Annotated in this window: 23 protein-coding genes and 2 tRNA genes; 11 read left to right on the top strand and 14 right to left on the bottom strand. The window is 34.4% G+C overall.

The genetic code is table 11. The features are described 5' to 3' along the window. Positions 1 to 33: 33 nt before the first annotated feature. The 4 genes from VH441_RS02880 to VH441_RS02865 all read right to left on the bottom strand — a co-directional run bounded on the left by VH441_RS02880 (position 34) and on the right by VH441_RS02865 (position 3,309). Positions 34 to 933 (bottom strand): hypothetical protein, encoded by a 900-nt coding sequence (locus VH441_RS02880; protein ID WP_434353984.1) that lies wholly within the window; start codon positions 931 to 933, stop codon positions 34 to 36. Between the two features lie 19 nt (positions 934 to 952). Beyond that, positions 953 to 1,642 carry a hypothetical protein gene (locus VH441_RS02875; protein WP_434353983.1) on the bottom strand — a complete coding sequence of 230 codons (690 nt, stop codon included), beginning with the start codon at positions 1,640 to 1,642 and terminating at the stop codon, positions 953 to 955. Positions 1,643 to 1,678: 36 nt separating this feature from the next. Then, positions 1,679 to 2,515, bottom strand: coding sequence for a bifunctional demethylmenaquinone methyltransferase/2-methoxy-6-polyprenyl-1,4-benzoquinol methylase UbiE (gene ubiE / locus VH441_RS02870; RefSeq protein ID WP_434353982.1), 837 nt, complete (start codon positions 2,513 to 2,515; stop codon positions 1,679 to 1,681). A gap of 86 nt (positions 2,516 to 2,601) precedes the next feature. Then, entirely contained in the window at positions 2,602 to 3,309 is a 708-nt protein-coding gene (locus VH441_RS02865) for an FFLEELY motif protein (protein WP_434353981.1), read from the bottom strand. A 175-nt stretch (positions 3,310 to 3,484) separates the two neighbouring features. Here VH441_RS02865 and VH441_RS02860 point away from each other — a divergent pair. Next, positions 3,485 to 3,560: transfer RNA gene (locus VH441_RS02860), tRNA-Val, on the top strand. A 29-nt stretch (positions 3,561 to 3,589) separates the two neighbouring features. Continuing rightward, positions 3,590 to 3,666: transfer RNA gene (locus VH441_RS02855), tRNA-Asp, on the top strand. Positions 3,667 to 3,790: 124 nt separating this feature from the next. Here VH441_RS02855 and VH441_RS02850 read toward each other — a convergent pair. Genes VH441_RS02850 through VH441_RS02835 form a run of 4 tightly spaced genes read right to left on the bottom strand, consistent with a single transcriptional unit; the run spans position 3,791 to position 7,542 of the window. Then, positions 3,791 to 4,591: a ChbG/HpnK family deacetylase gene (locus VH441_RS02850; protein WP_434353980.1), complete on the bottom strand. Its 801-nt coding sequence runs from the start codon at positions 4,589 to 4,591 to the stop codon at positions 3,791 to 3,793. Between the two features lie 3 nt (positions 4,592 to 4,594). Next, a complete protein-coding gene (locus tag VH441_RS02845) occupies positions 4,595 to 4,984 on the bottom strand; it encodes a GtrA family protein (RefSeq protein WP_434353979.1) in 390 nt (129 codons plus the stop codon). Then, a complete protein-coding gene (locus VH441_RS02840) occupies positions 4,981 to 6,090 on the bottom strand; it encodes a glycosyltransferase family 2 protein (RefSeq protein ID WP_434353978.1) in 1,110 nt (369 codons plus the stop codon). Before VH441_RS02840 ends, VH441_RS02845 begins: the two co-directional genes overlap by 4 nt. 3 nt (positions 6,091 to 6,093) lie before the next feature. Continuing rightward, complete coding sequence (locus VH441_RS02835) at positions 6,094 to 7,542, bottom strand: glycosyltransferase family 39 protein (protein ID WP_434353977.1); 1,449 nt, start codon at positions 7,540 to 7,542, stop codon at positions 6,094 to 6,096. Positions 7,543 to 7,761: 219 nt separating this feature from the next. Here VH441_RS02835 and galE point away from each other — a divergent pair, with 219 nt between their 5' ends. The 7 genes from galE (at position 7,762) to VH441_RS02800 (ending at position 13,830) form a co-directional block, all read left to right on the top strand. Then, entirely contained in the window at positions 7,762 to 8,799 is a 1,038-nt protein-coding gene (gene galE / locus VH441_RS02830) for a UDP-glucose 4-epimerase GalE (protein ID WP_434353976.1), read from the top strand. Between the two features lie 41 nt (positions 8,800 to 8,840). Then, positions 8,841 to 9,578, top strand: coding sequence for a hypothetical protein (locus tag VH441_RS02825; RefSeq protein ID WP_434353975.1), 738 nt, complete (start codon positions 8,841 to 8,843; stop codon positions 9,576 to 9,578). A gap of 25 nt (positions 9,579 to 9,603) precedes the next feature. Then, positions 9,604 to 10,029 carry an adenylyltransferase/cytidyltransferase family protein gene (locus tag VH441_RS02820; RefSeq protein ID WP_434353974.1) on the top strand — a complete coding sequence of 142 codons (426 nt, stop codon included), beginning with the start codon at positions 9,604 to 9,606 and terminating at the stop codon, positions 10,027 to 10,029. Beyond that, positions 10,022 to 10,900 (top strand): capsular polysaccharide synthesis protein, encoded by an 879-nt coding sequence (locus VH441_RS02815; protein ID WP_434353973.1) that lies wholly within the window; start codon positions 10,022 to 10,024, stop codon positions 10,898 to 10,900. The genes VH441_RS02820 and VH441_RS02815 overlap by 8 nt, the downstream gene beginning before the upstream one ends. A 19-nt stretch (positions 10,901 to 10,919) precedes the next feature. Next, positions 10,920 to 11,747, top strand: coding sequence for a glycosyltransferase family 25 protein (locus VH441_RS02810; RefSeq protein WP_434353972.1), 828 nt, complete (start codon positions 10,920 to 10,922; stop codon positions 11,745 to 11,747). A 62-nt stretch (positions 11,748 to 11,809) separates the two neighbouring features. After that, on the top strand, positions 11,810 to 12,946 hold the full coding sequence (locus VH441_RS02805) for a glycosyltransferase (RefSeq protein WP_434353971.1): 1,137 nt from the start codon (positions 11,810 to 11,812) through the stop codon (positions 12,944 to 12,946). Between the two features lie 35 nt (positions 12,947 to 12,981). Next, positions 12,982 to 13,830 carry an ATP-grasp fold amidoligase family protein gene (locus VH441_RS02800; RefSeq protein ID WP_434353970.1) on the top strand — a complete coding sequence of 283 codons (849 nt, stop codon included), beginning with the start codon at positions 12,982 to 12,984 and terminating at the stop codon, positions 13,828 to 13,830. 46 nt (positions 13,831 to 13,876) lie between these two features. Here VH441_RS02800 and VH441_RS02795 read toward each other — a convergent pair whose 3' ends face one another. From VH441_RS02795 to aspS, 6 genes are all read right to left on the bottom strand, one after another. Beyond that, on the bottom strand, positions 13,877 to 14,680 hold the full coding sequence (locus tag VH441_RS02795; protein ID WP_434353969.1) for a glycosyltransferase family 25 protein: 804 nt from the start codon (positions 14,678 to 14,680) through the stop codon (positions 13,877 to 13,879). A gap of 108 nt (positions 14,681 to 14,788) precedes the next feature. Then, positions 14,789 to 15,628 carry a hypothetical protein gene (locus VH441_RS02790; RefSeq protein WP_434353968.1) on the bottom strand — a complete coding sequence of 280 codons (840 nt, stop codon included), beginning with the start codon at positions 15,626 to 15,628 and terminating at the stop codon, positions 14,789 to 14,791. A gap of 21 nt (positions 15,629 to 15,649) precedes the next feature. Continuing rightward, entirely contained in the window at positions 15,650 to 16,219 is a 570-nt protein-coding gene (locus tag VH441_RS02785; RefSeq protein ID WP_434353967.1) for a YrbL family protein, read from the bottom strand. A 247-nt stretch (positions 16,220 to 16,466) separates the two neighbouring features. Next, positions 16,467 to 17,252 carry a glycosyltransferase gene (locus tag VH441_RS02780; RefSeq protein ID WP_434353966.1) on the bottom strand — a complete coding sequence of 262 codons (786 nt, stop codon included), beginning with the start codon at positions 17,250 to 17,252 and terminating at the stop codon, positions 16,467 to 16,469. 21 nt (positions 17,253 to 17,273) lie between these two features. After that, complete coding sequence (locus tag VH441_RS02775) at positions 17,274 to 18,191, bottom strand: lysophospholipid acyltransferase family protein (RefSeq protein ID WP_434353965.1); 918 nt, start codon at positions 18,189 to 18,191, stop codon at positions 17,274 to 17,276. A 226-nt stretch (positions 18,192 to 18,417) separates the two neighbouring features. Further along, entirely contained in the window at positions 18,418 to 20,211 is a 1,794-nt protein-coding gene (aspS, locus tag VH441_RS02770; RefSeq protein ID WP_434353964.1) for an aspartate--tRNA ligase, read from the bottom strand. A gap of 240 nt (positions 20,212 to 20,451) precedes the next feature. On the opposite strand from aspS, the gene sohB reads away from it, so the two are divergent. Next, a complete protein-coding gene (sohB, locus tag VH441_RS02765) occupies positions 20,452 to 21,423 on the top strand; it encodes a protease SohB (protein ID WP_434353963.1) in 972 nt (323 codons plus the stop codon). A gap of 46 nt (positions 21,424 to 21,469) precedes the next feature. After that, a complete protein-coding gene (locus VH441_RS02760; protein WP_434353962.1) occupies positions 21,470 to 22,039 on the top strand; it encodes a DUF1543 domain-containing protein in 570 nt (189 codons plus the stop codon). Positions 22,040 to 22,147: the final 108 nt, after the last annotated feature.

Genomic DNA, 22,147 nt, shown 5'->3' with positions numbered 1-22,147 from the left:
TAATACCATGATTAGGGAATTGAAAAAACAAATCTATGAATCTTTAAAATTATAATTTTGATAAGAATTAAGTAAGTTTTGACAATATTGTTTTATGCTAATTGGTTTATTATTTTGAGTTATTTTATTAATAAAAGTATTGTAACGGATATTCCCCCTGCGGATATTTCCTATCATTTTAGCACTTGGGGTGAAGCTTATTAAAAGGTTGTTACTGTTAGGGTAGTTGATATTAGCTTTGCAAACAAGTTTATCTGTTTCAAATATTTTTCTATAAAGGCTATTGTTATCAATGACATTGATAAGATTTTTTGTCGTATTAGGGTTGTCTAATTCAAACAGTTTTGCAAAATATTTTTTTGCAAGAATATCATTGTTCTTGTTGAACATAATACTGTCATAATTTCCATTGATATAATTAAATAAAAAATATTTGTAAGCCTTATCAAGCTTTATCTGTTTGCTTAGAAATTTATAATAATCATTGGCAATTGGTTCGTATGCGGGTTTTATAAATGTTGGTTGAACTTGCTTAATTTTTTGTAGATAAAAACTGTCTATTTGATTCAATTGTTGCTCAGATATATTTGTATTTTGTTGGTATTGATTTTGTGAGTAATGAAAAAGAGCGTTGGAGAATAATACATGTTGGCTTGCTAAGCTATCTGCGTTTAATTCAAGGTCTTTATCTTCCATCAATTTTATTTGAATTAAATCATTAAAAAGTTTATTTCTCTTTTTTTCATAATGGTTTAATTCTTCTACAATTGTATTATCAACATATAAAAGAATGGTTTGTTGATAACCAATGGCAGAGCATGGAGTTAGTCTAACCACATAAATTACATAACAAATAAAAGCGATGAATAATGTAAAGGATCCATATAAGATGATAGAAGTTAGATGATGTGTTATTTTATCTACTAGCTTCATGCTAAAATTAGTCCTTGTTTCATTTATTTTGTAATCTTACTTGTTCTTCCTTAATCGCATCTAACTTTGCTTGCTCACGTGCTACATCTGCTTGTAGTTTTAGTAGTTGCTGGTACAAGTCATTCACTTCGGCTTGCATATCAGGATCTGGCTTGCTATTGCCTGCCACATCGTTTGCCCAGTCTGCAACTTCTTCAAATGTATTTTTTGCTGTGTGGCTAATATTGCCTTTTAGTTGGCTAATAACTAAAGAAAGTTGACTTGCCAGGGCAACGCCAATAAATGGCTCTAATTGGGCTGCAAAATCTGGGCTAAAGCCAGCAACCAATTCACGTACCTGCATCAGCACTTTATAATCGCCTTCGATGGGTAAGTTACCTTCTGGGTTGCGGATAAGGTTGAGTAGCTCGGCAGGGTTTGCAACGGTTAAGGTGCAATCTGGGCGGCTATGCCCAAGTTGAGCATAGTCTGATTGCGCTTGTACTCGCTCATCATTAAATTTAGCCTCAAAAACATCCTCATTTTTTATTGGCTCAAATCGGATATGCTCATCTTGAAACAAAATATCAAGGTGGAGTTGTGGCTTACCCATATTTAAGCGTAGTGACTTGCCAGAAAGTGGAAACAATCCAGCTTTGGTAATTTCATCTGATTTAATAGCAAAGTTAACCAGTTTTTCTACACCAGCCAATAACAGTACAAGTATCATCGCGTTATCCTTTTTTATGGTTTGTTAATCGCTAAATTAGCGTTTAAAGCCACGGTGAACGGCAACAATACCACCGGTTAAGTTATGGTAATCACAGTTACTAAAGCCTGCATTTTCCATCATTTGCTTAAGGGTGTTTTGGTCTGGATGCATACGGATAGATTCTGCTAAGTATTGATAACTTTCACTATCGTTTGCTACCAATTTGCCCATAATCGGCAAAGCACTGAATGAATATAGGTCATAGGCTTTTGATAAAGGCGCATATTTGGGTTTTGAAAACTCAAGTACCAGTAATCGACCACCTGGTTTAAGTACACGATACATTGAGCGAAGCGCTGCATCTTTATCAGTTACATTACGTAAACCAAAACTGATGGTAACTAAATCAAAAGAGTTATCTTCAAACGGTTCTAGCGTTTCTGCATTTGCTAGTACAAAATCAACATTGTTACACCCAGCATTAATAAGTCGTTCTCGACCAACTTCTAGCATGGCGGCGTTAATATCTGACAGTACAACTTTACCTGTGCGTCCTACTTCTTTACTAAATACTTTTGATAAATCACCTGTACCGCCAGCAATATCTAAAACATGCTGTCCAGAACGCACACCGGTTAGGCTGATAGCATAACGTTTCCATAAACGGTGAATACCAAATGACATCAAATCATTCATAATGTCATACTTGCTAGCTACAGAAGTAAAAACCTCTGCAACTTTTTCTTCTTTCTCACTTTTTTTGACGGTTTTATAACCAAAATGGGTGGTTTCTTCAGCATCTGTTTGTATATTTTGCTGACCTTGAGGTGTGCCATTAGGTAAGTCAGAAGCTTGAGAAAAATTGTCATTATTAAGGCTTGATTCTGTCATGATATAGACTCTTTAAAGTGAGGGTTAAAATCAATTTTATTGTTTACTATGATACTACAAAGGCTGATTAAAATCTTTATAAAATGCTAGTTAAAAGGATCAACTTTGCCATGATGATTTTTGCTATGAACATGCTCAATAATAGCAAGCTCTTTTTTAGCAAAAGGCTCAATAAAATCTGCAATGCTGGTGAGTTGTCTCATAGCAACAAATCCAGTATCTACAAAATCATATAGAGGTTGCAATCCTTGACTATAGGCTGCATTTTTAGATAATGAAAAAGCCTTTTGCAAAACAAACGCATTAATATATTTATCAGTACGATAACACATGTGCTTCATGGTTTCGATTTGTTGTTTACGTGCACTTTTTGCATTTACGGTTTGATAAGCGTTGAGCATGTTATCGTGATTGACATTTAAATGGTTAGTTTGTAACCATTCTGCTAGTTGCAAGTCTAATTCAATGGCTTCTACAGCAGCATAAATGCCTAGCGTGCCTGTTTCTAATGCATTTTTTGGTATGAGTTTTTCAAATAGTTTAGCTTTAGGTAAAATCGTTTCAAGTTGTTTTGCCATGATATGAAAATCAGCACCGCCATATAAGTCATTGACAAAATAATTCGCCATATCTTTGTTTTGTGGCATGGCAAACAGTTTGGCATGTGTTTTAAAAATGCGGTTTCTTTGCCATTTTTGCACTTGCCAAAGCTTATCTGCAAGGTTAGTGTTGTTGTGATAGGGTAGTTGCCAATATCTTTTTAAGTTATTTTGAAGTGCTTTAATAGAAGACATGATTTTAGTTGTTTGAAGAATTTGTTTGTAAATAATAACTTATAGAAAGCTTGCTTGAAAGCGTAATTTTTTTTGTTTTTTTTCAAAAAAAATAATTGACACAAATAATAAAACCTATATAATACGCTGCACACAACGAGATAAGGCATTGTTAATTAGGTGCTGTTTTTGTTGAGGGTGATTAGCTCAGTTGGTAGAGCGTCTGCCTTACACGCAGAATGTCGGCGGTTCGAATCCGTCATCACCCACCAAATTAAAGTATGTAAATACTACCAGACACGCAGCGGTAGTTCAGTTGGTTAGAATACCGGCCTGTCACGCCGGGGGTCGCGGGTTCGAGTCCCGTCCGCTGCGCCATTATTTATGGCAATATAAGTACAACTTATTATACAAGTTTCACCTCACATCCCCCCTGATGTGAGGTTTTTTTTGCTTAAAAGATTTGGTTTAATCAATTTTTGGTTTAATCAATTAAAGGTATTTAAATCTCTTTCCAGCTAACAAGTTGGCAACTGCTTATTAAATCACCAAACACATCGCTCATTAAAAAGTTATATTCGTTTTCTCTTGCTACTTTAATCTCGTCATCCCAATTTTTACTTAAGTCTGTTGTAGGTTTTGCAGGGTGGCACATAATTAAGTTGGTATTATTGATGTTAGAGTCACATGCTTTAATCCAGTGTTTCCATACGTTTTTAAGTTCGTCAGTGTTTTTATCGAACCCATAAACACCAGCAAACCCGCTATTGGTAGTAATAGCGTGGTTATCGCACATGGTTTGCCAAGCATTACCGCCTAGCATATATATGATATTAGATTTGAGGTCATTAACTAAAGGTTTTGTAATGCGAGCATAAATTTTATTATTATCTGAACGTCGTATAATCTCATCAATTAACGCATTACGGATAATGGGAAACTGATGAACATGTTGATGACCATCAACGAAAATAGGGGGATGACCAAATTGATCTTCAAATAGATCAAATTGTTGTTTAATGCTTTTAATTACTTTTGCCTTATCTAATTGCCGAGTATAGGTGTTGAACAATATAGATTTAAGACTCGAGGTGAGTGATGATTCATAAATACCCGTAAAATCTAGATGAAGCCCAACATCAATATTCATTTCATGAAGTGCCGCTTTATGCTCTTCACTAATTGCACCACCAACCATAAAGCTGGTAGCCGTAACTCTTTTTTTATAGGCTAAGTCAACAACGGCTTGATTAACAAAATCAGATAGCCCTAAATCATCTACATTAATAATTATTTTTTTCATAAATTAACCCTTAAAAGCCCAAAGCTTACCCAAAGCAAAGGTCAAAATAGTAACGAGTAGGGTGACTATAAACCAAATGACAGCGTATAAATGATTACCAAACCAGTTGAGTCCTATCATAAATAGCATTTGATTTAATAAAAAACCACCTATAGAACTTACAAACCATTTAATAAAGCTAGACAACCAGTGGGCCCTTTGTGTGCTATCACTAAAGGTAAGGCTAAAATGTCCACCAAAGCTGACTAAAAATGCAAATAAGAAAGCAATAATATTAGCTCGGGCTGGCATAATACTAAAATACTGTACACAAATTACTAGGATTAAAAAATGGACTAAGGCCGCTGTAGCTCCCACGGCTAAAAACCAAAATGCTTGTTTTTTTACACTCATTTGGTGTTTTCCAGATCTTTTGGGTTAGTTAACTCAGCTGTAATGTTAAGATTTTTGTTATTAGGTTTTTTTTCATCAATGTTTTCATAATGCTTAGTGCTATCAAGGTTATTACTCGTAATATGTGAATCAACTAAATAAAGCGGGCGCTGTTTTACTTCTTCATACAGTCGACCAATATACTCACCAATAACGCCTAAACAAATTAGTTGAATACCAGCAGAAAACATAATGCCTGCGGCAACTGTTGCCCATCCATCAACACTATTACCTAAAAGTAATTTTTCTAAAACAATAAATAAACCATAACAAATGGCAAATAGAGAAACCAACATGCCCATGCGTGAAATCCAGCGCAAGGGTTTTTGTGAAAATGAGGTAATACCAATTAGGGCAAGCTCAAATAAGCCAGAATAATTAAACTTACTACTCCCAGTATTGCGTAGGGCAGCCGTAAATGGTAAATACACTGTATTAAAGCCAACCCATGCATATAAACCTTTCATAAATCGTTGTCGTTCTGGTAATGATAAAAGTGCATTCACAACTTTTCGGTTCATTAATCGAAAGTCGCCAGCATTTGGGCGCAATTGATAACGACGAGAATCTTGAATAAAGTGATAAAAACCAGCTTTTAAGGTTTTTGCCAGTTTACTTTCATTTGGTCGATTAGATTGAATAGCCGCAATCATATCAATATCAGTTTGCTTATGTATCATCTCAAGCATTTGAGTTAAGACTGCAAGAGGGTGTTGTCCATCAGAGTCCATCATGACGACAAGCTCACCACTTGAATGGGCAAGACCAGCACTTAATGCGGGTTCTTTGCCAAAGTTTCTTGACAGTTTAATAAGTTCAATATTGATTGAATAGTTAGCCTCTTTGCAAGCAGTAATATAGCGAACAATAAGCGATTGGATATCATCTGTACTACCATCATCGACGACAATTACTTCACAATCTTTACTAAGCGCATGGCAAAAATCAATCACCTCTGGTAAAAACAGAGCTAATGCATCAGCATCATTATATGCTGGCAGCACAACGGATAAGTAGGGAATCTTTGTTGCATCGGATACTGATGTTGTTTTTTGACTATCTAGCATAACTTATTTACTTTTATTGGTATTTATTAAACATTGTGTCGGTACATGAGCAGTCCAATTTATTATGAGCGGTTCTGCCTCAGCATTCTTTGACCAAGGTATTGACCATTGACCATGATATGTTGTGAATATAGGTAACATGGTACTATCAATCAATTCAATCGTAGGCGATGGCGATTTAGTTACTTTGCCTTCTTGCGCATTATACGGTGCTTCCTGTTGCCAAAGTACCATAGTACCATGTTCTTTAAGCCTTTCTTTACTAACCCAAGGTGATTTACTAGCTGCGCCTTCAAAAATTTGTGAGGGCATTTTACCATCGGCATCTTTATTGTGCAGAGCGGCTAGGGCAGTTAGCCACCTATCACCTGCTAGGCTATCTAATTCACAGTTACTGTAGCTTTGCCAAGTTTGTTTGGCTTGTGCAGCAATGGCTTCTTCGTTCCAGTCCATACGAGAGGGTTTATCACGAAGTTGATGCCCAAATGCCAAGTATGTCATCATCAAAACACTAATTAATAATAACCACGCTCCAACGCTTTTTGTGACTTTGGGAATCACTTGGTGAAGCTTGCTAGGTAACACAAATGAGGCAACAAGAACACCAGACAATCCCCACATTGGCATGCCCCACATGTCTCGTAGTTTAACCCCAAATATTAGGCTGATAATCCACAAAACCAATAGTGGTGACAACCATAAATACCAAACTAATGGCTGATTTTTAGTCAACTTTTGTTTGTAGGATGTGAGTTGATATAGGTTCTTTCTTTGAAAAAAAGCAATAATCACTAATGGAATGTGTACAAGCAGTTGTGAAGCCGTAAAACTTACCCAGCTAAAGTGTGATTTCATCCAACTGATGTTGTGTCCTCGCCCTTGAGCATAACTAAGGGGTAGCCAGTCATTATTGATTAGCCAATATAAGTGTGGTGAAAAAATCGCTAACATCATAATAGCTGAAGCCCAAGGTTTAGCAGACTTTAACAGGTGTAAGTTTTTAGGATGGATTAAGTATAATGCCATGGGTAATAGCAGAAAAATAACACTATATTTGGTTAGCATACCCATGCCACCCAACACAGCAACCCAAAGCCAATGTGACCATTTATTTTGTGTTATTGCTAAATAAAATGCCAGTACTAAACCAGACCATATAGGGAACTGAGCAATATTGTGGTTAAATTCAAGGGTAGGATAGGTGTAATAAAACACACCCATGGTCAACATACTGCCCAGAATGCCAACTTCCTTTGACCATGCTAACTTGCCTAATTGGTAGTTGCACAGTAGAGTAATACCAACACAAATTTGGCTGACTAAATAAACACCCCAAGTACCAAACATGGCATAAAATGAATACAGCACCCAAGATGATAGTGGTGGATGCTTGTAATAGCCCCATTGCCATTCACTACCCCAGTTTATGCCTTCGCTGACATCTAGTGCCACACTAGACGCTAGAAATACTGGAGCGATTGTCCAAATTAAGAGGTAAAAAGTTATGAATGAAATAATAGATTTTTTGGTCATAATAGCCTAAAATTTTAGGATTAAATACAAATTATATTTTATCATTAAATTTATAAGAAAAGTGGCAAGAATATTATCTAGCTTAGATCGTTTTCTTATTTAGTCGATAGCCTCTATTAGAGAAGTATAGGTGAGTCTATGATTTTAGTAACAGGTGGAAGTGGTTATATCGGTTCACATACAGTCTTAGTTTTACTACAAGCAGGTTTTGAAGTCGTTGTACTTGATAATCTTAGTAATAGTAGTACTGTATCACTTGAACGAATTGCCCAAATCACGGGTAAAAAAGCAGTCTTTATTAAGGGAGATATTCGTAATCGCGCTTTATTGGACAAATTATTTTCTGATTATCTAATTGAATCTGTCATTAACTTTGCAGGGCTAAAAGCTGTTGGAGAAAGTACAAAAAAACCCCTTGCTTACTACCAGTGTAATGTACATGGCGCTTGTACTCTACTGGAAGCAATGAATGATGCAGGAGTTAAATCTTTTGTATTTAGTTCATCAGCAACTGTTTATGGAGAGCCTGAAACTGACTGCTATCATGAAAACTTACCAACGGGTCATCCTACCAGTCCTTACGGACGCAGTAAACTCATGATTGAAGAGATATTAAAGGATTTACAAACTTCTGATAATGAATGGAAGATTGCCATATTGCGTTATTTTAACCCTGTTGGTGCTCATCAGAGTGGTAAAATTGGAGAAAATCCGACTGGAATACCAAATAATTTATTACCGTATATCTCGCAAGTTGCTATTGGCAAACTGCCCTATTTAAATGTATTTGGTGATGATTATAATACACCTGATGGTACAGCGATGCGCGACTATATCCATGTGATGGACTTGGCAGAGGCTCATTTGGATGCGATGAACGCCATTATGAAAATTAACACCGCTAACGAGTCAGCTTTAAAGATATGGAATTTAGGTACAGGTCAGCCATATTCCGTATTAGAAATGGTAAAAGCATTTGAAGATGCCTGTGGTCATGACATTAAATATAAAATAGCTCCTCGTCGTGCTGGCGATATTGCTAAATTCTATGCCGATGCCAGTCTTGCAAAGGCAGAGCTTGGATGGACAGCAAAACTTGGATTAAGTGATATGATGGAAGATACTTGGCGTTGGCAATCAAATAATCCGAATGGGTATAATCACTTATTAAAATAATTTATATAGAACTTAGATTTTATGCTTCATAGGAGGCACTTGTGACATCATTCAAATTAAAGGCATTATTAAAGTATCCTTTTAATTCGAAGAAAAGAAAAACTTATAGAAGTACTAAAACAAAAGAAATGAAGTTCAAAAAATTTCATCGTAATGCTCCAGAGGCTTTACGAATATTATCGTCTGCATTTGAGGAATATAATAAGCATAATAAGGTTAATGTTTGGTTATCTTTTGGTACGCTATTAGGTGCTTATAGAGATAGTGCTATTATTACACATGATTATGATATTGATTTTGGGATTGATGAACAGAGTTTTTCTATGGACTTTTTGAATTTTATTGCTAATTATGATGGCTTTAAGTTAGTAAAAATATTTAAGATCCATAGTTCAAACATAGATTTAAATGATTTTATAAGTGAAGCAACACTAAGCTATAAAGATTGCGTTAATATAGATTTTTTTGTATTCAAGAATAAAAATGATAAAAAAATAGTTCATTGGTTTGAAATGGATCAAAGCTTAAGTCGAAAAAGGCATTATGAGAAATATGGGAATCAGTTACGGGTGTGTCAGTGTCAATTTACTGATTTTTCTTTATCAGAGATTGAATTTTTAGGAAATAAATTTAATGTCCCATCAGACATAGTAAAACACTTAACTGAAAGGTATGGAGCAGACTTCATGACACCAAAAAAATATAGTTATGATAATCGTCCACGTGATTTTGAAAGGTTACTTGATGATCAAAATTTAGCAACTGAGTATTATTTTTAATTTTATATTTATTGGATAATAATTCATGACAAAAGTACTGACATATGGTACGTTCGACTTACTACATTATGGTCATATCCATCTATTAGAAAGGGCAAAGGCATTAGGTAATCATTTAACTGTTGCTGTATCAACGGTTAAATTTAATCTGAGAAAAGGGAAAATATGTACTGATTCTTATGAAGAGATAGTGCCTATAATTAACTCTATTCGCCATGGTGATAAAATAATCCTTGAAGAGTGTTGGCAACAGAAAATTACTGACATTGAAAATCATTATATTGATATATTTATTATTGGTAATGACTGGAAAATGAGATTTGACTATGTATTAAAATATTGTCAAGCCCTTTATTTTCCTAGAATGGTTGGTATGTCTACAACTGAAATCAAAGAAAAACTCTCTAATAATTATATGTCGATTGACTCAAAGGAACATGACGATGAATAATTATCTAAAATATCTTAATTTAAGACAGCTTAATCGTATAAGAAGAAAACATCGTAAACAACAAAAAATGTATCAAAAAAGTTTACAACATAAAAGTTATTTGAACCAATATCTTTGTACAGATTATATAAAATTTGATGGAAAAATTGAACAGAATTTACCAATTTGGCAGCTTTGGTTACAAGGCAAAGATAACGCTCCAGAGTTGATAAAAAATTGTTTTCAAAGTGTCGAAAAGCATTGCCCAAAGAGGGATATTCAAGTCCTAACTGCTGACAATATTTATGACTATATTCAATTGCCTGATTATGTAATTGATAAATATAATAGAAGTCTTATTTCTCATACTCACTTTTCTGATATTGTGAGAGTATGTTTATTATGTAAATATGGAGGAACTTGGATAGATGGTACAGTACTACTCACTGATCAAATAGAAAAAAAGATAGAAGATGCAGAGTTTTTTTGTTTCTCTTCTCCTCAAGATAGTATTAATTATAGACTTCATTTAATTTCAAGTTGGTTTATTCATTCACAAAAACAGCACCCTTTTCTTCTAAATGTTAAAGAATCATTGTTTGAATACTGGAAAAATGAGAATAAATTGATTGATTATTTTACATTTCATTTAACTTTCAGAAATATGATTGATGCTAGTAATGAATTACAAAGGAATTGGAATGACTTGTATCATTTAACGAATGATACACCACATTTATTTAATAAAAGATTAAAAGAGAGATTTATTAAAGAAGATTTTGACTCCATACTTACTAAGAGCAATATTCATAAACTTACTCATAAGATAGGTGAAGCAGAGCAAGATTCTTATTTTTCATATTTCAGTCAACAAAAACTTTTATTACCTTAACACTTTTTAAAATATCATTATGCACACATTTTACATAGTCAGTTTAAAGTCAGACATACAACGCAGAACACACATTGAAAAGATGTTTAACTCTTTAGATATATTATTTCAATTTTTTGATGCAGTGAATAAACAAAATTTATCAGACATTCTGAACCAATATCCTATTAAATTTAAAGAAAACAGCCTTACTCAAGGAGAGCAGGGCTGTTTTATGAGTCACTATTTGCTATGGCAAAAAATGCTTGATAAAAATATACCTTATATGATTATTGCTGAAGATGATGTCATCTTGAGTCGTAAAACCCACACAATGTTAGACAATCTTGATAAAATTATGGAGCAATGTGACATACTAAAATTTGAAACGATGCAAATGCCCGTATTAGTTGATAATGATTGTGACATTATAGAAGGCATTTGTAAATTGAAGGAATTAGCATCAGAACATTGGGGTACTGCTGGTTATGTTATTACAAATGAAATGGCTAAAGAGTTGTGTCAGCGACTTTCAAAAGAATCTATTAAAAAACCTGTTGATCATATTTTGTTTGATGATGCAGTAAAAACTTATAAGATATACCAGACTATACCAGGTCTAGCAATCCAAGAAGATGTATTAAATAGAAATACCAACATGATTACGTTACACAGTTCTCTTGAAGAAGAACGGAAAAAAAGAAGACGAAAGGTTGCCAAAAATAAAGTCAGTAGAGAATTTAAACGCTTACTCAGTCAATTAAAACCAGAGTACTGGCGTTTAAAAAGAAGAGAAAAGTATATTAAAAAAAATGGGGTCATTATACCGTTTGATAATCAATCCTTAACAAAAGATGTTACCCAGTAGTATTTTAATTCAAGTTGAGACCAGAATTAGGGTGTCTGTTAATTAATAAAGCAAATTTATATATGAAAAAGAAAAAAAACGCCGTACTTATTATCAACTGTTTACAGGGTGGTGGCGCTGAGCGTTCTGTTTTAACCTTGGGTCAAGGTTTTTTTGAGTTAGGCTATGATGTTCATGTATTGCGATTTAAGCCTTTAGTAGAGTATGACTTAAATCCTAATTTACAGTATCATCTTGTCAAATTTAAACCATACAAGCTCATACCAACTGATTTAAAATATTCATTATTTGCTAAAAAAATTGATGACTATATTTTACAAAAGATTATGCAAGGTAAAGGCACTCCTGATATTGTATTGTCTAATCTTGAACGCCCTGACCGAGTGATGAGCTTTAGCAAATTACCAAATCTTCTTCACGTGATTCGTAATACAATCACTCAAGAATACCAATTAAAAACGCAGTCAAATCGTCTGGCAACTATTAAAGACTTAGTAAAAGTGTATCAATCTCACCCTTGTGTTTGTATTTCAAAAGGTGTTAAAGAAGATATGAATGCTGTTTTGGGTAAGGAGATAGAGACTCACACCATTTATAATCCCTTTGATATTACAAATATCATGCAAATGGCAAATCAAGACATTGATTTTAAAGAGCTCGGCATTAGCGATAGTAATTATATGGTTCATGTTGGTAGTTTTAAAACACAAAAAGCGCATGATTTATTATTAAAGGCGTATCGTCAATACATTGATAGTAAACCTCTTGAAGTCATTCCTTTGGTGTTGGTCGGTCAAGGCAAACTAATGGAAGAAATGAAACAGTTAGCAATTGACCTAGATATTGACAAAAAAGTAATTTTTGCAGGATTTAACAAAAACCCTTATCCATTCATTAAGCATGCTCGATTTATGGTATTATCCTCACGTTTTGAAGGATTTGGCAGAGTAATTGTCGAATCCATTGCAGTTAATACGCCCGTTATTAGTACAGATTGCCCATCAGGACCCAGAGAAATTTTACCTGACACTAACTTGGTTGAGAGTGAGAATGTTGAGGTATTAGCAAGAAAAATGGCTGAATGTACAATAAATCCAGAAAGATTTCATGTTGACTTTGATGAGCAGTTCTTGCCAAAAAATATTGCCAAACAATACATTGAGCTGATTAACGATATTAAAGAAAATAAACATATTTAATCTATTAATGCTGATTCTAGGAATGATACACGCATATGCTATTTTTAAAACCAAAATATGAAAGAAAAGCCATTCAGAGTTATAAAGAACATTTTGGCACGCTCCCAGATATTGATAGCCCCAATACATTTTGTGAAAAGCTGATTAACCGCATAAAATATAAAACTGACACCCCATTTTTTCAAGAATTGGCCGATAAATATACCGTTCGAGAATATGTAAAAGAAAAAATTGGTGATGAATATTTAATTCCATTAATAGATTGTTTTGATAATTATCAAACGGTTTTGGATAATTTAGAGCAATATAAAGGAACTGTAATTAAGCCAAACCATGGTTCAGGGATGGTTTATGTTGTCCCTCAAAAGTTAGTAAAATCTGATTACCAAGAAGCAAAGAAAAAATTTAAAAAATGGACAAGAAGAGATTTTGCAAAAAGGCATGGTGAAAGACATTATGCAAACATCCCCCGTAAGTTTTTAGTGGAGCAATTTGTTGGTAGTAGAAATATGCTTCCTGTTGACTATAAGATTCATTTATTTCGAGACATAGAAGGTGGATTTAATTATACATTAGAAACGGTTAGTGGTAGGGGCAGCAGTCAAGTTCAATCAAGCTATTTTGTTAATAATGTGACCACCAGCTCAATTGGTGATTACCAACTTTCAACGCATGAGCAAAAAAAAGTGCTTGAAGCAGTTGAGCTAAGCAAGCAGCTTCTGGGTGTATTGGAGTATGCGAGAGTAGACTGGTACATTTTAGAAAATAATATTTATTTTGGTGAAATTACTCTGACGCCAGCCGCTGGCGTTGATGAAGACATCAACAATGACTTAAATGAGATTATGGGCAGTTTTTGGCATATGTCACTTATAAAATATTAGAGACATGTACTCAATTTAGACGTGAGTTATGATAACCATCAAAATTTCAAACCCAGTCTATGCTATCTTTTTTACGATACAAAGCTTTATGTAATTCTTGTTTAAGCTTAGATTTAAGAGACTTATTTTCTGAATAGAGTTTTTTATTGATGGAAAAAGTTTCTCGATGTATCTGACTAGAAAAAGAAGGCTTTCTATCGTTAGTGAATAAAGAAAGCTTCATATCCTGAACACAAAGTGCTGGCTGTAATTGATGAATATGATAAGGTGCTTTTACCTTATTGAAAACACTCACTTCATTGATAAAAAATGGGTCAAATAGAAGATAATCTAAAGCTGGCAGGGCTTGTTGATGTTTCGTGTAGTTAATTAAATCTTGTGCCAGCTTTTTAGATATAATATATCCAGCACCTCCCAAATGCCTTTCTAATAAAATGCCAAGCTTGCGGTTATAAGCAAGCGGGATTTTATTTTGTAACATTGGGCGATATGGTTTAAAAGCTTCTAATTTAATTAAATGACACTCATCTGGAATCCAGTCATAGCTTGATAAAAAAGAGTTTGCATTTTCACCTAAGTATATATCGTCTTCAAAGATGGTTATAAAGTCAAACCCTTCATCAATGGCACGTTGCCATAAGCTAAAATGGCTGAGTAAACAGGCAATTTCACCTTCTTCAAGAACTTTTTGTTTTGAATCTAACGATAAATCAAATTTATCTAAAAAACCAAAAGAGGGTTCTATTGCATCAAAAAAATCAAAACTCACATTAGCTTTAGTAAATACGTCGTTTATATGTTGTCGTCTGGATTGTGCTTTTTTTAAGCTAATGACAAAGTTATGGCTCATGACTTTCCTTATTTGAGTTTAGCTGTTAAAAGGTAAAGGGGTTTTGTGCTTAACATTAAGATATGGTTAATCAATAAATATTGGTTTATTATCTTTTTTATAAGCCGGCTAAACAATATCTTTATCTATTAAAAATATATCAGAAAAAACTAAGTTATCAAAAATCCCTTTTGAAATAGGTGAACCATTATAAACCTTAACATCTTGTTGTTGATAGACTTCTGCCAAAAAATCAAAACTAGGTACAATGCGGTTTGTCACTGCTTTATCTAATTTACAAGGCGCTTGCTCTTTTTGATTTTCATAAAATCTTGGTTGATGGGTGTTGAGCAAATCCATGCCATGGATGTAAATGGATTTAAATCCCATTGTATATGCCAACTGGGTTGCAACAAATACTACTGTTCCTGCCTCTACAAATCCATGACGAATATCTGTACTGACACCAATTAGTTTTTTTGAACTATTGGGTTGTTTTAGCTTAATAAATTGGTTATTTACGTTAGGATGACTGAGTTTTTTTCTTATTTTTTCAAAGAAATTTGTTTTGTTTCTATTAATAGGTTTTTGGAAATTGTGAATTAAATGAATGTTATCAGAAATGGCAGTTAAATAATCAGATGCAAATTTTTGTAAATTTTCAAGTACAGATTGTGTGATAAATAGTGGACATTGACCATTGTAATATTGCATCATCAAACTAACGTTGTGTTCGATAAATCGATGGTCACTGATTACATATGCAACAGGTTGATTAAATTGATAATCAGCAAACAATTGGATACTACCATTGACAAATATGCTAGGTTGCTGACATATCTTTATCATATTTACCTGAGTAATTGAACTGCCAGACGCAAGGATATGTACGGTTTGATTCGTATCTTTAATGACTTTTTGTAGGTCAGAACTAGGAACTAATCTGTGATAGTTTAATAAGCTACTCATATAAATCCTTATTTACTGAAGCTAATCAAATTCTTTTAAGCTATTTTCAAGCTTAGCCCATCTACGATTGATTTTTTGTCTTGCTAAAGAAGGAATTATATTTAATATTTTAATGGCTGTATGATCTCCTAAAGCATCAACCAAAACCAAAATATTCTCTTTTTCATTTGTTTTTTTTACTACTATATTAAGCAAAGACGATATATCATGATTAATAATAACAATGTTATCTAACAAGTACTGCTTAAGTACATTAAGTTCGTTTCGATAAGAAGCTACTGAGTTCTTTTCGAGATAGACTTGTAAGGTTTGAGAAATACTACCATCATAATCTCTAATCGCTTCTACTACTTGTCCTTCTCCGATATTAGTTGAACATTCACCATAATATTTCGGTAGATGTTTCCAAGCATCGTTTGTATCGGGCAATCTTTTTGTTAGTCGCTTATAAGCCTTCGTTTCACGTTTGGTTTGTAAATTCTTTCTACCTTGATGAATGATTTTAATCAATTTATCTGGGTCGTTTGGGTGTATATAAACAGCACGCTCACTGCCAGAGCCAATACATTCAGCATCTGTTAAGTCAATCATGTTATACCTTATAAAATGTTGGATTAAAATTTTATAGTAATAATTTTATAGTAATGTAGTGACAAACTGAATTTTTTACGGTGCTAAACTTGCTTGAGGTATTGTTTATACATCTTCACTCGTTTTTGTTTTACCGCTTTTTCATTTATCAACTATATAAATCAAATCACTAATGAGATTTTATGTGCTTAATAATGAGTAGAGAACATATTAGTTATCTATGGCATTAATACACTATTCATATCAGTTATCTCCAATATTCTTCAATCCAAGGACTTGGTAAGACCTTACGATACCATTTTCCACCGCCACCTTTAATGGCATCATGTGGATTCACCTCACCATGAAAAATGACGATTTTTGCAGGGTTATTTGGGGTATCTGGTATGCTAGGGGCTTGCACAAAACTAAGCGGAAACGGCTTGATACAGTGATATTTAAAACTGACACACCATGATTCATCCCAATATTCTAAATGATGGTGTTCTCGCAAATAATTGGACAAGTAAGCTTGCTCATGGCGAACTTCGCCCCGAATGGTTTCAAAGTTTTGCTCAAAGTTGCTAAGCAAGTTAGGGTATTTATTTTCACCGATACTGAATCGATATACCGAACTATTACCAATCATTCTCCAAGGTTTTTTCCAATCACGGATAATCATCACGCTGTCATCATGTTTGGCTTGATGCGTAAAGAAACAATCAATATTATCAGTAATAACAATATCAATATCTAAAAATAGTGCCGTACCTTTTAAGTCGTATAATTCAGGCTTAAAAGTTGTGAGCTTTTTCCAGCCACGTTCAGGTAGATTACTGGTTAGACTTAGTTCGGGAATGGGATAGCATTTAACCTCAGGTACAATACCTGTTTCATCATCGGTCAGGCAAACCATTTGAAAGTCTAACGTCAGATTGCGAGATACCATGTTATACAAACGATTGACATATTCTGCTGGGTATTTTGTACCCCATTTCATACAGATAACATATCGCTTTTCGGTATGATTTTTACCGTCTTGTATATTTTTCATTAGTTGTCCTAAATGCTAATTTTACTTGGTAATGTTTCGTGAGTTAACAAACTCAAGGAATTGATTATAATCTAGCTTATATGCATTCTTAATATCATAGATTCTTTTAAAACGGCGGTATCCCCACATATAATGCTGGTTGTGTGGCTCAATCATCTTCTCCATTGCATCATTAAGTGCTGTTGTAGCGATAATCATATCTTTGTTGTATAACAACTCATCATTTAAATCATAACAAAAAATATCAAAACCTTTATTATCATGACGGCGAATACAGGCTAAACCAACCAAAGCACAATTTGTTTTATTAGCTAGCTTTAAAGCAAGTGTACTACTTAATACATCAATTCCAAAAAACGGAACAACCACACCACCTGAAGGATCCGGCGTATGGTCTGGCAATATAATGCTAAATCCACCTTGCTTCAGTGTTTTAAAAACAGCTTTTACACCACTGGCGTCTGTAGGGACTAAAGTTGCGTTTGATCGTTCTCTACCAGCTAAAACAAACTCATTGGATTTTTTTCCTTTGACAGGTTTGTACATAATAGTAGGTGAGCCATGTTGATTTAACCAAGCATTCATCATCTCCCATGTACCTAAATGAGGAACAATTGCCAGCATACCATTTGGGTTGTTAAGCCCACGCATTAATATATCTTGGTTATGTACCGTATGGATTTTTTTAATGGACCAGTTTGGGTGCATAGCCCAAGACTTAATTGATTCTACACTTGTTAGTGCTTGGTTTTTGATGATTTTTTTGTGTAGCTGTTTCCGTTGTCTTGAATCAAGATTGGGAAAAGCAAGGAGTAAATTACGATTGATACTGTTATGGATACTTAGACTTGGTATAAGCATCATAATATTTGCCACGAAGCTAGCAAAAGCACGTAACCAGTATAATGGAATAATTTTAAAAATATTGTAGCAATTCATACAATTTTATAATTTATAGAAAATAACGTAATTATAGCATTGTTTGAGTCATTATCTAAACTTGTGACAAATTAGTATCAATATGTGGAAATAATATTCTTGTAATAATAAATATTACACACAAGCTTGATGAACTCCTATGGTGATACAAGCATTTTATAAATACAAAATGATATTTATAAAAAAAAGGCAGATAGAAATCTGCCTTTTTTAAAAATTGCTGGTATTACTCAGCTTTAGGTTTTTCACGCAGTCTAATAGCAAGCTCACGTAATTGCTTACTATCAACTTCTGCAGGTGCCTCCGTTAATGGGCAGTCAGCAGTTTTAGTTTTAGGGAAGGCAATAACATCACGAATCGAAGTCGCGCCAACCATTAGCATGATTAAACGGTCAAGACCAAATGCTAAACCACCGTGAGGAGGTGCACCAAACTTAAGCGCATCCATCAAGAAGCTAAATTTCTCATCTGCTTCTTCTTTGCTAATACCCAGTGCTTCAAAGACGGCCTCTTGCATGTCTACTGTATTAATACGCAAGCTACCACCACCAATTTCTGTACCATTTAGCACCATGTCATATGCAACAGATAAAGCAGTTTCTGGGTTGTTTTTAAGCTCATCCACAGAGCCTTTTGGCATGGTGAATGGGTGATGCATTGATGTCCATTGACCCTCGCTTACTTCTTCAAACATAGGGAAGTCAACCACCCATAGAGGTGCCCACTCACAAGTTAGCATATCCATATCAATACCAACTTTAACACGTAACGCACCCATAGCATCGTTAACTACTTTGGCTTTATCAGCACCAAAGAATATTAAATCACCATCTGTCGCACCGGTGCGGTTAATAATTTCTTGCAATGCTTCATCACTGATATTTTTAATGATAGGTGACTGTAAACCAGACTCTTGATCAACACCATTGTTTATTTTAGTTGCATCATTTACTTTAATGTATGCCAAGCCTTTAGCACCGTAAATACCAACATACTTGGTATAAGCATCGATTTGCTTACGAGTCAGGCTATTACCATTAGGGATGCGTAGAGCGGCAACGCGGCCTTTAGGATCTTTGGCAGGACCAGAGAATACTTTAAAGTCAACATCTTGTAGTATGTCTGCAACGTCTACCAATTTAAGAGGGATTCGTAAATCAGGCTTATCAGAAGCGTAGTCACGCATTGCATCAGCATATGTCATACGTGGGAAGGTATCAAACTCTACATTCAACATTTTTTTGAATAAATCTTGAATCAAACCCTCTGTGATGTTCATGATTTCTTCATCAGATAAAAATGATGTTTCAATATCCACCTGAGTAAACTCTGGTTGGCGATCAGCACGTAAATCCTCATCACGGAAACACTTGGCTATTTGATAATAGCGGTCAAAACCAGACACCATCAATAACTGTTTAAATAGCTGTGGTGATTGTGGTAATGCAAAGAAACTACCTTGACGAGTACGAGATGGTACTAAATAGTCACGAGCACCTTCTGGTGTCGCACGAGTCAAAATTGGCGTTTCTACATCTAAAAAACCATGATCATCAAGATAACGACGGATGGTAGAAGTTGCTTTTGCTCTAAACACCATACGTTCTTGCATTTCTGGACGACGCATGTCTAAGTAACGGTATTTAAGACGAATATCTTCTGAAACGGTTAGGTTTTCATCATTTAAAGGGAATGGCGGGGTTTCTGCAGTAGCCAATACTTCGATCTCTTTTCCGAGTAGCTCAATCTTGCCACTCACCATATTAGCGTTTTCGGTCCCTTCATAACGCGCACGCACACGTCCTGTAATTTTTAATACATATTCAGAACGTGATGAATCGGCTAAAGCAAAAGCTTCTGGAGTGTCAGGATCAATAACCACTTGAAGAATACCTTCACGGTCACGCATATCTAAAAAGATAACCCCACCGTGGTCACGACGACGGTGAACCCAGCCAACGATAGTAATGGTTTGGTCAATTAATTTCTCGGTGACAGCACCACAATATTCGCTTCGCATAATTTATACCTTGATTGAAACTTTTAGTTAAAATAGTAAAATAAAATTTAAACCGCCATTATGCCTTTTATGTGCTTTTGATACAATATCAAAGCAATAAAAAGAATGTAAAATATAGTGACTAAGCCCCATAATTTTGATTATCAGGCATCCATACTTGAAATAAGCCGAGATGAACAGATATAAAACAAAATAAAGTCTGTTATAGACACTGATTAATTTTATAAAAAAAGGAAAATTATGTTATTTCATTCATCTAAAACAACAAGTGAATTAAAACTCATTCATTTAAATCAAAATCAAAAAGAACGCCGAGAAGCTTTGCTTAAATCAATGAAAGCAGATGATAAGCAAAAAGGGCTCTCATTGCTTAAAAAGTTAATTGAAAAAAAAGCAAAAGAAAAAGTTAAAAATAAATTAAAAAAAGATAAAACTCAAAAACTAAAAGCCTTTGTTTTAGATTTTGATGGTGATATGAAAGCCAGTTCAATACGTCAATTAAGAGAAGAAGTGAGTAGCCTTATTAGCATTGCCAAAAAGGATGATGAAGTTGTTTTGCGCCTTGAATCTCCAGGCGGTATTGTGCATGCTTATGGGTTAGCGGCAGCACAGTTGGCTCGCTTAAAAGAGGCAGGAATCAACTTAACCATTTGTGTCGATAAAGTTGCTGCCAGTGGTGGTTACATGATGGCATGCGTTGCCGATAAAATCTATTCTGCGCCTTTTGCGGTGGTTGGTTCAATTGGTGTGGTAGCACAAATGCCAAATTTTAATAAGCTATTAAAAAATCATGATGTAGATTATGAGCTTTTTACAGCAGGAGATTTTAAACGCACGGTTACTGTATTGGGTGAAAATACCGATGCTGACAAAGCAAAATTTCAGGAAGAAATTGAGCAAACCCATCAACTATTTAAAGACTTTGTTAATACGTATCGTCCAAGCCTTGATATTAAAAAGGTTGCAACAGGTGAGCATTGGTATGGTGAAGATGCCATTCAATTGGGTTTGGTTGATGAAATTAAAACATCGGATAGCTATTTATTAGAATTAATGGAACACAAAAACGTTTATGCCCTGCATGCGCATAAAAAACCAACATTGGCAGAAAAACTGGGTTTAACTGAAGCCAGTGAGGTAGCTGTAAGTAAAGCAATGGATAAAATACCAGAAGTGATTTCAAAAATTGAACAAAGTATTCATTTAAAATAAGCTATTAAAATAATTAACCGTTAGAGCGATAAAGAGAGAATTAGCCATGACAAAACCGACACTGTTTATGATAAAAATTGGTGCTAAACCACAAGGTAGATTGATTGAGCAGCATGACATCTTTTTTGGCATGGCTAATCAAATTAGTGAGTTGATTCCTGCGGTTAATAGACATTGGGCAGAAGTGGCAGGTAAGTGGCATTTTGACGCTTATCGACCAGTTACAGTGGTTGATGGATATAAAATTGAATGGCAAAAACAAAAATCAACCGATGACAATGGGCTTAAGCTGTTTTTTATTAACCTTGGTGGCTATTTACCAAATGAGTTTGAGGAGTTTCATCACAAGTTGTTAGTGGTTGCTAACACGCAAGCAGAAGCTGTTAAAAAAGCGAAACAAAGTCAGTTTTATCAAAGTTATACCTGTGTAGAGGAGGGCAGTCAAGCAATTGCGACCTCTCATGTGGATGATAAAATGCAAGTAGATGTTGATGATATTTATGATGTTAATGGCTTGTTATCGCATGGCGCATTAAAAATTACCCCTTTAAAAGACAAACAAGTTGAGCAAGATAAATCAGTCATTGGCTATATCAGCTTAAAATCTTTTAAATAACAGGTTGCCTAAAATGCCATATAAATATTAAGCATTTATATTGGTATTACACATTAAGCTATAGGCAATAAAATGTGAATGTGCTATCTTTACACTCATAGAAGATAA

The organism is Psychrobacter sp. HD31 (assembly GCF_051097895.1).
GTDB lineage: Bacteria > Pseudomonadota > Gammaproteobacteria > Pseudomonadales > Moraxellaceae > Psychrobacter.
Note: the sequence above shows the minus strand (reverse complement) of the source record. Positions and strands in the feature narration are given on the sequence as shown.

Coding starts and splice junctions, on each gene's coding strand:
- VH441_RS02880 (WP_434353984.1), bottom strand. CDS start 933: ATGAAGCTAGTAGATAAAATAACACATCATCTAACTTCTATCATCTTA.
- VH441_RS02875 (WP_434353983.1), bottom strand. CDS start 1,642: ATGATACTTGTACTGTTATTGGCTGGTGTAGAAAAACTGGTTAACTTT.
- ubiE (WP_434353982.1), bottom strand. CDS start 2,515: ATGACAGAATCAAGCCTTAATAATGACAATTTTTCTCAAGCTTCTGAC.
- VH441_RS02865 (WP_434353981.1), bottom strand. CDS start 3,309: ATGTCTTCTATTAAAGCACTTCAAAATAACTTAAAAAGATATTGGCAA.
- VH441_RS02850 (WP_434353980.1), bottom strand. CDS start 4,591: ATGAAAAAAATAATTATTAATGTAGATGATTTAGGGCTATCTGATTTT.
- VH441_RS02845 (WP_434353979.1), bottom strand. CDS start 4,984: ATGAGTGTAAAAAAACAAGCATTTTGGTTTTTAGCCGTGGGAGCTACA.
- VH441_RS02840 (WP_434353978.1), bottom strand. CDS start 6,090: ATGCTAGATAGTCAAAAAACAACATCAGTATCCGATGCAACAAAGATT.
- galE (WP_434353976.1), top strand. CDS start 7,762: ATGATTTTAGTAACAGGTGGAAGTGGTTATATCGGTTCACATACAGTC.
- VH441_RS02820 (WP_434353974.1), top strand. CDS start 9,604: ATGACAAAAGTACTGACATATGGTACGTTCGACTTACTACATTATGGT.
- VH441_RS02815 (WP_434353973.1), top strand. CDS start 10,022: ATGAATAATTATCTAAAATATCTTAATTTAAGACAGCTTAATCGTATA.
- VH441_RS02810 (WP_434353972.1), top strand. CDS start 10,920: ATGCACACATTTTACATAGTCAGTTTAAAGTCAGACATACAACGCAGA.
- VH441_RS02805 (WP_434353971.1), top strand. CDS start 11,810: ATGAAAAAGAAAAAAAACGCCGTACTTATTATCAACTGTTTACAGGGT.
- VH441_RS02800 (WP_434353970.1), top strand. CDS start 12,982: ATGCTATTTTTAAAACCAAAATATGAAAGAAAAGCCATTCAGAGTTAT.
- VH441_RS02795 (WP_434353969.1), bottom strand. CDS start 14,680: ATGAGCCATAACTTTGTCATTAGCTTAAAAAAAGCACAATCCAGACGA.
- VH441_RS02790 (WP_434353968.1), bottom strand. CDS start 15,628: ATGAGTAGCTTATTAAACTATCACAGATTAGTTCCTAGTTCTGACCTA.
- VH441_RS02785 (WP_434353967.1), bottom strand. CDS start 16,219: ATGATTGACTTAACAGATGCTGAATGTATTGGCTCTGGCAGTGAGCGT.
- VH441_RS02780 (WP_434353966.1), bottom strand. CDS start 17,252: ATGAAAAATATACAAGACGGTAAAAATCATACCGAAAAGCGATATGTT.
- VH441_RS02775 (WP_434353965.1), bottom strand. CDS start 18,191: ATGAATTGCTACAATATTTTTAAAATTATTCCATTATACTGGTTACGT.
- aspS (WP_434353964.1), bottom strand. CDS start 20,211: ATGCGAAGCGAATATTGTGGTGCTGTCACCGAGAAATTAATTGACCAA.
- sohB (WP_434353963.1), top strand. CDS start 20,452: ATGTTATTTCATTCATCTAAAACAACAAGTGAATTAAAACTCATTCAT.
- VH441_RS02760 (WP_434353962.1), top strand. CDS start 21,470: ATGACAAAACCGACACTGTTTATGATAAAAATTGGTGCTAAACCACAA.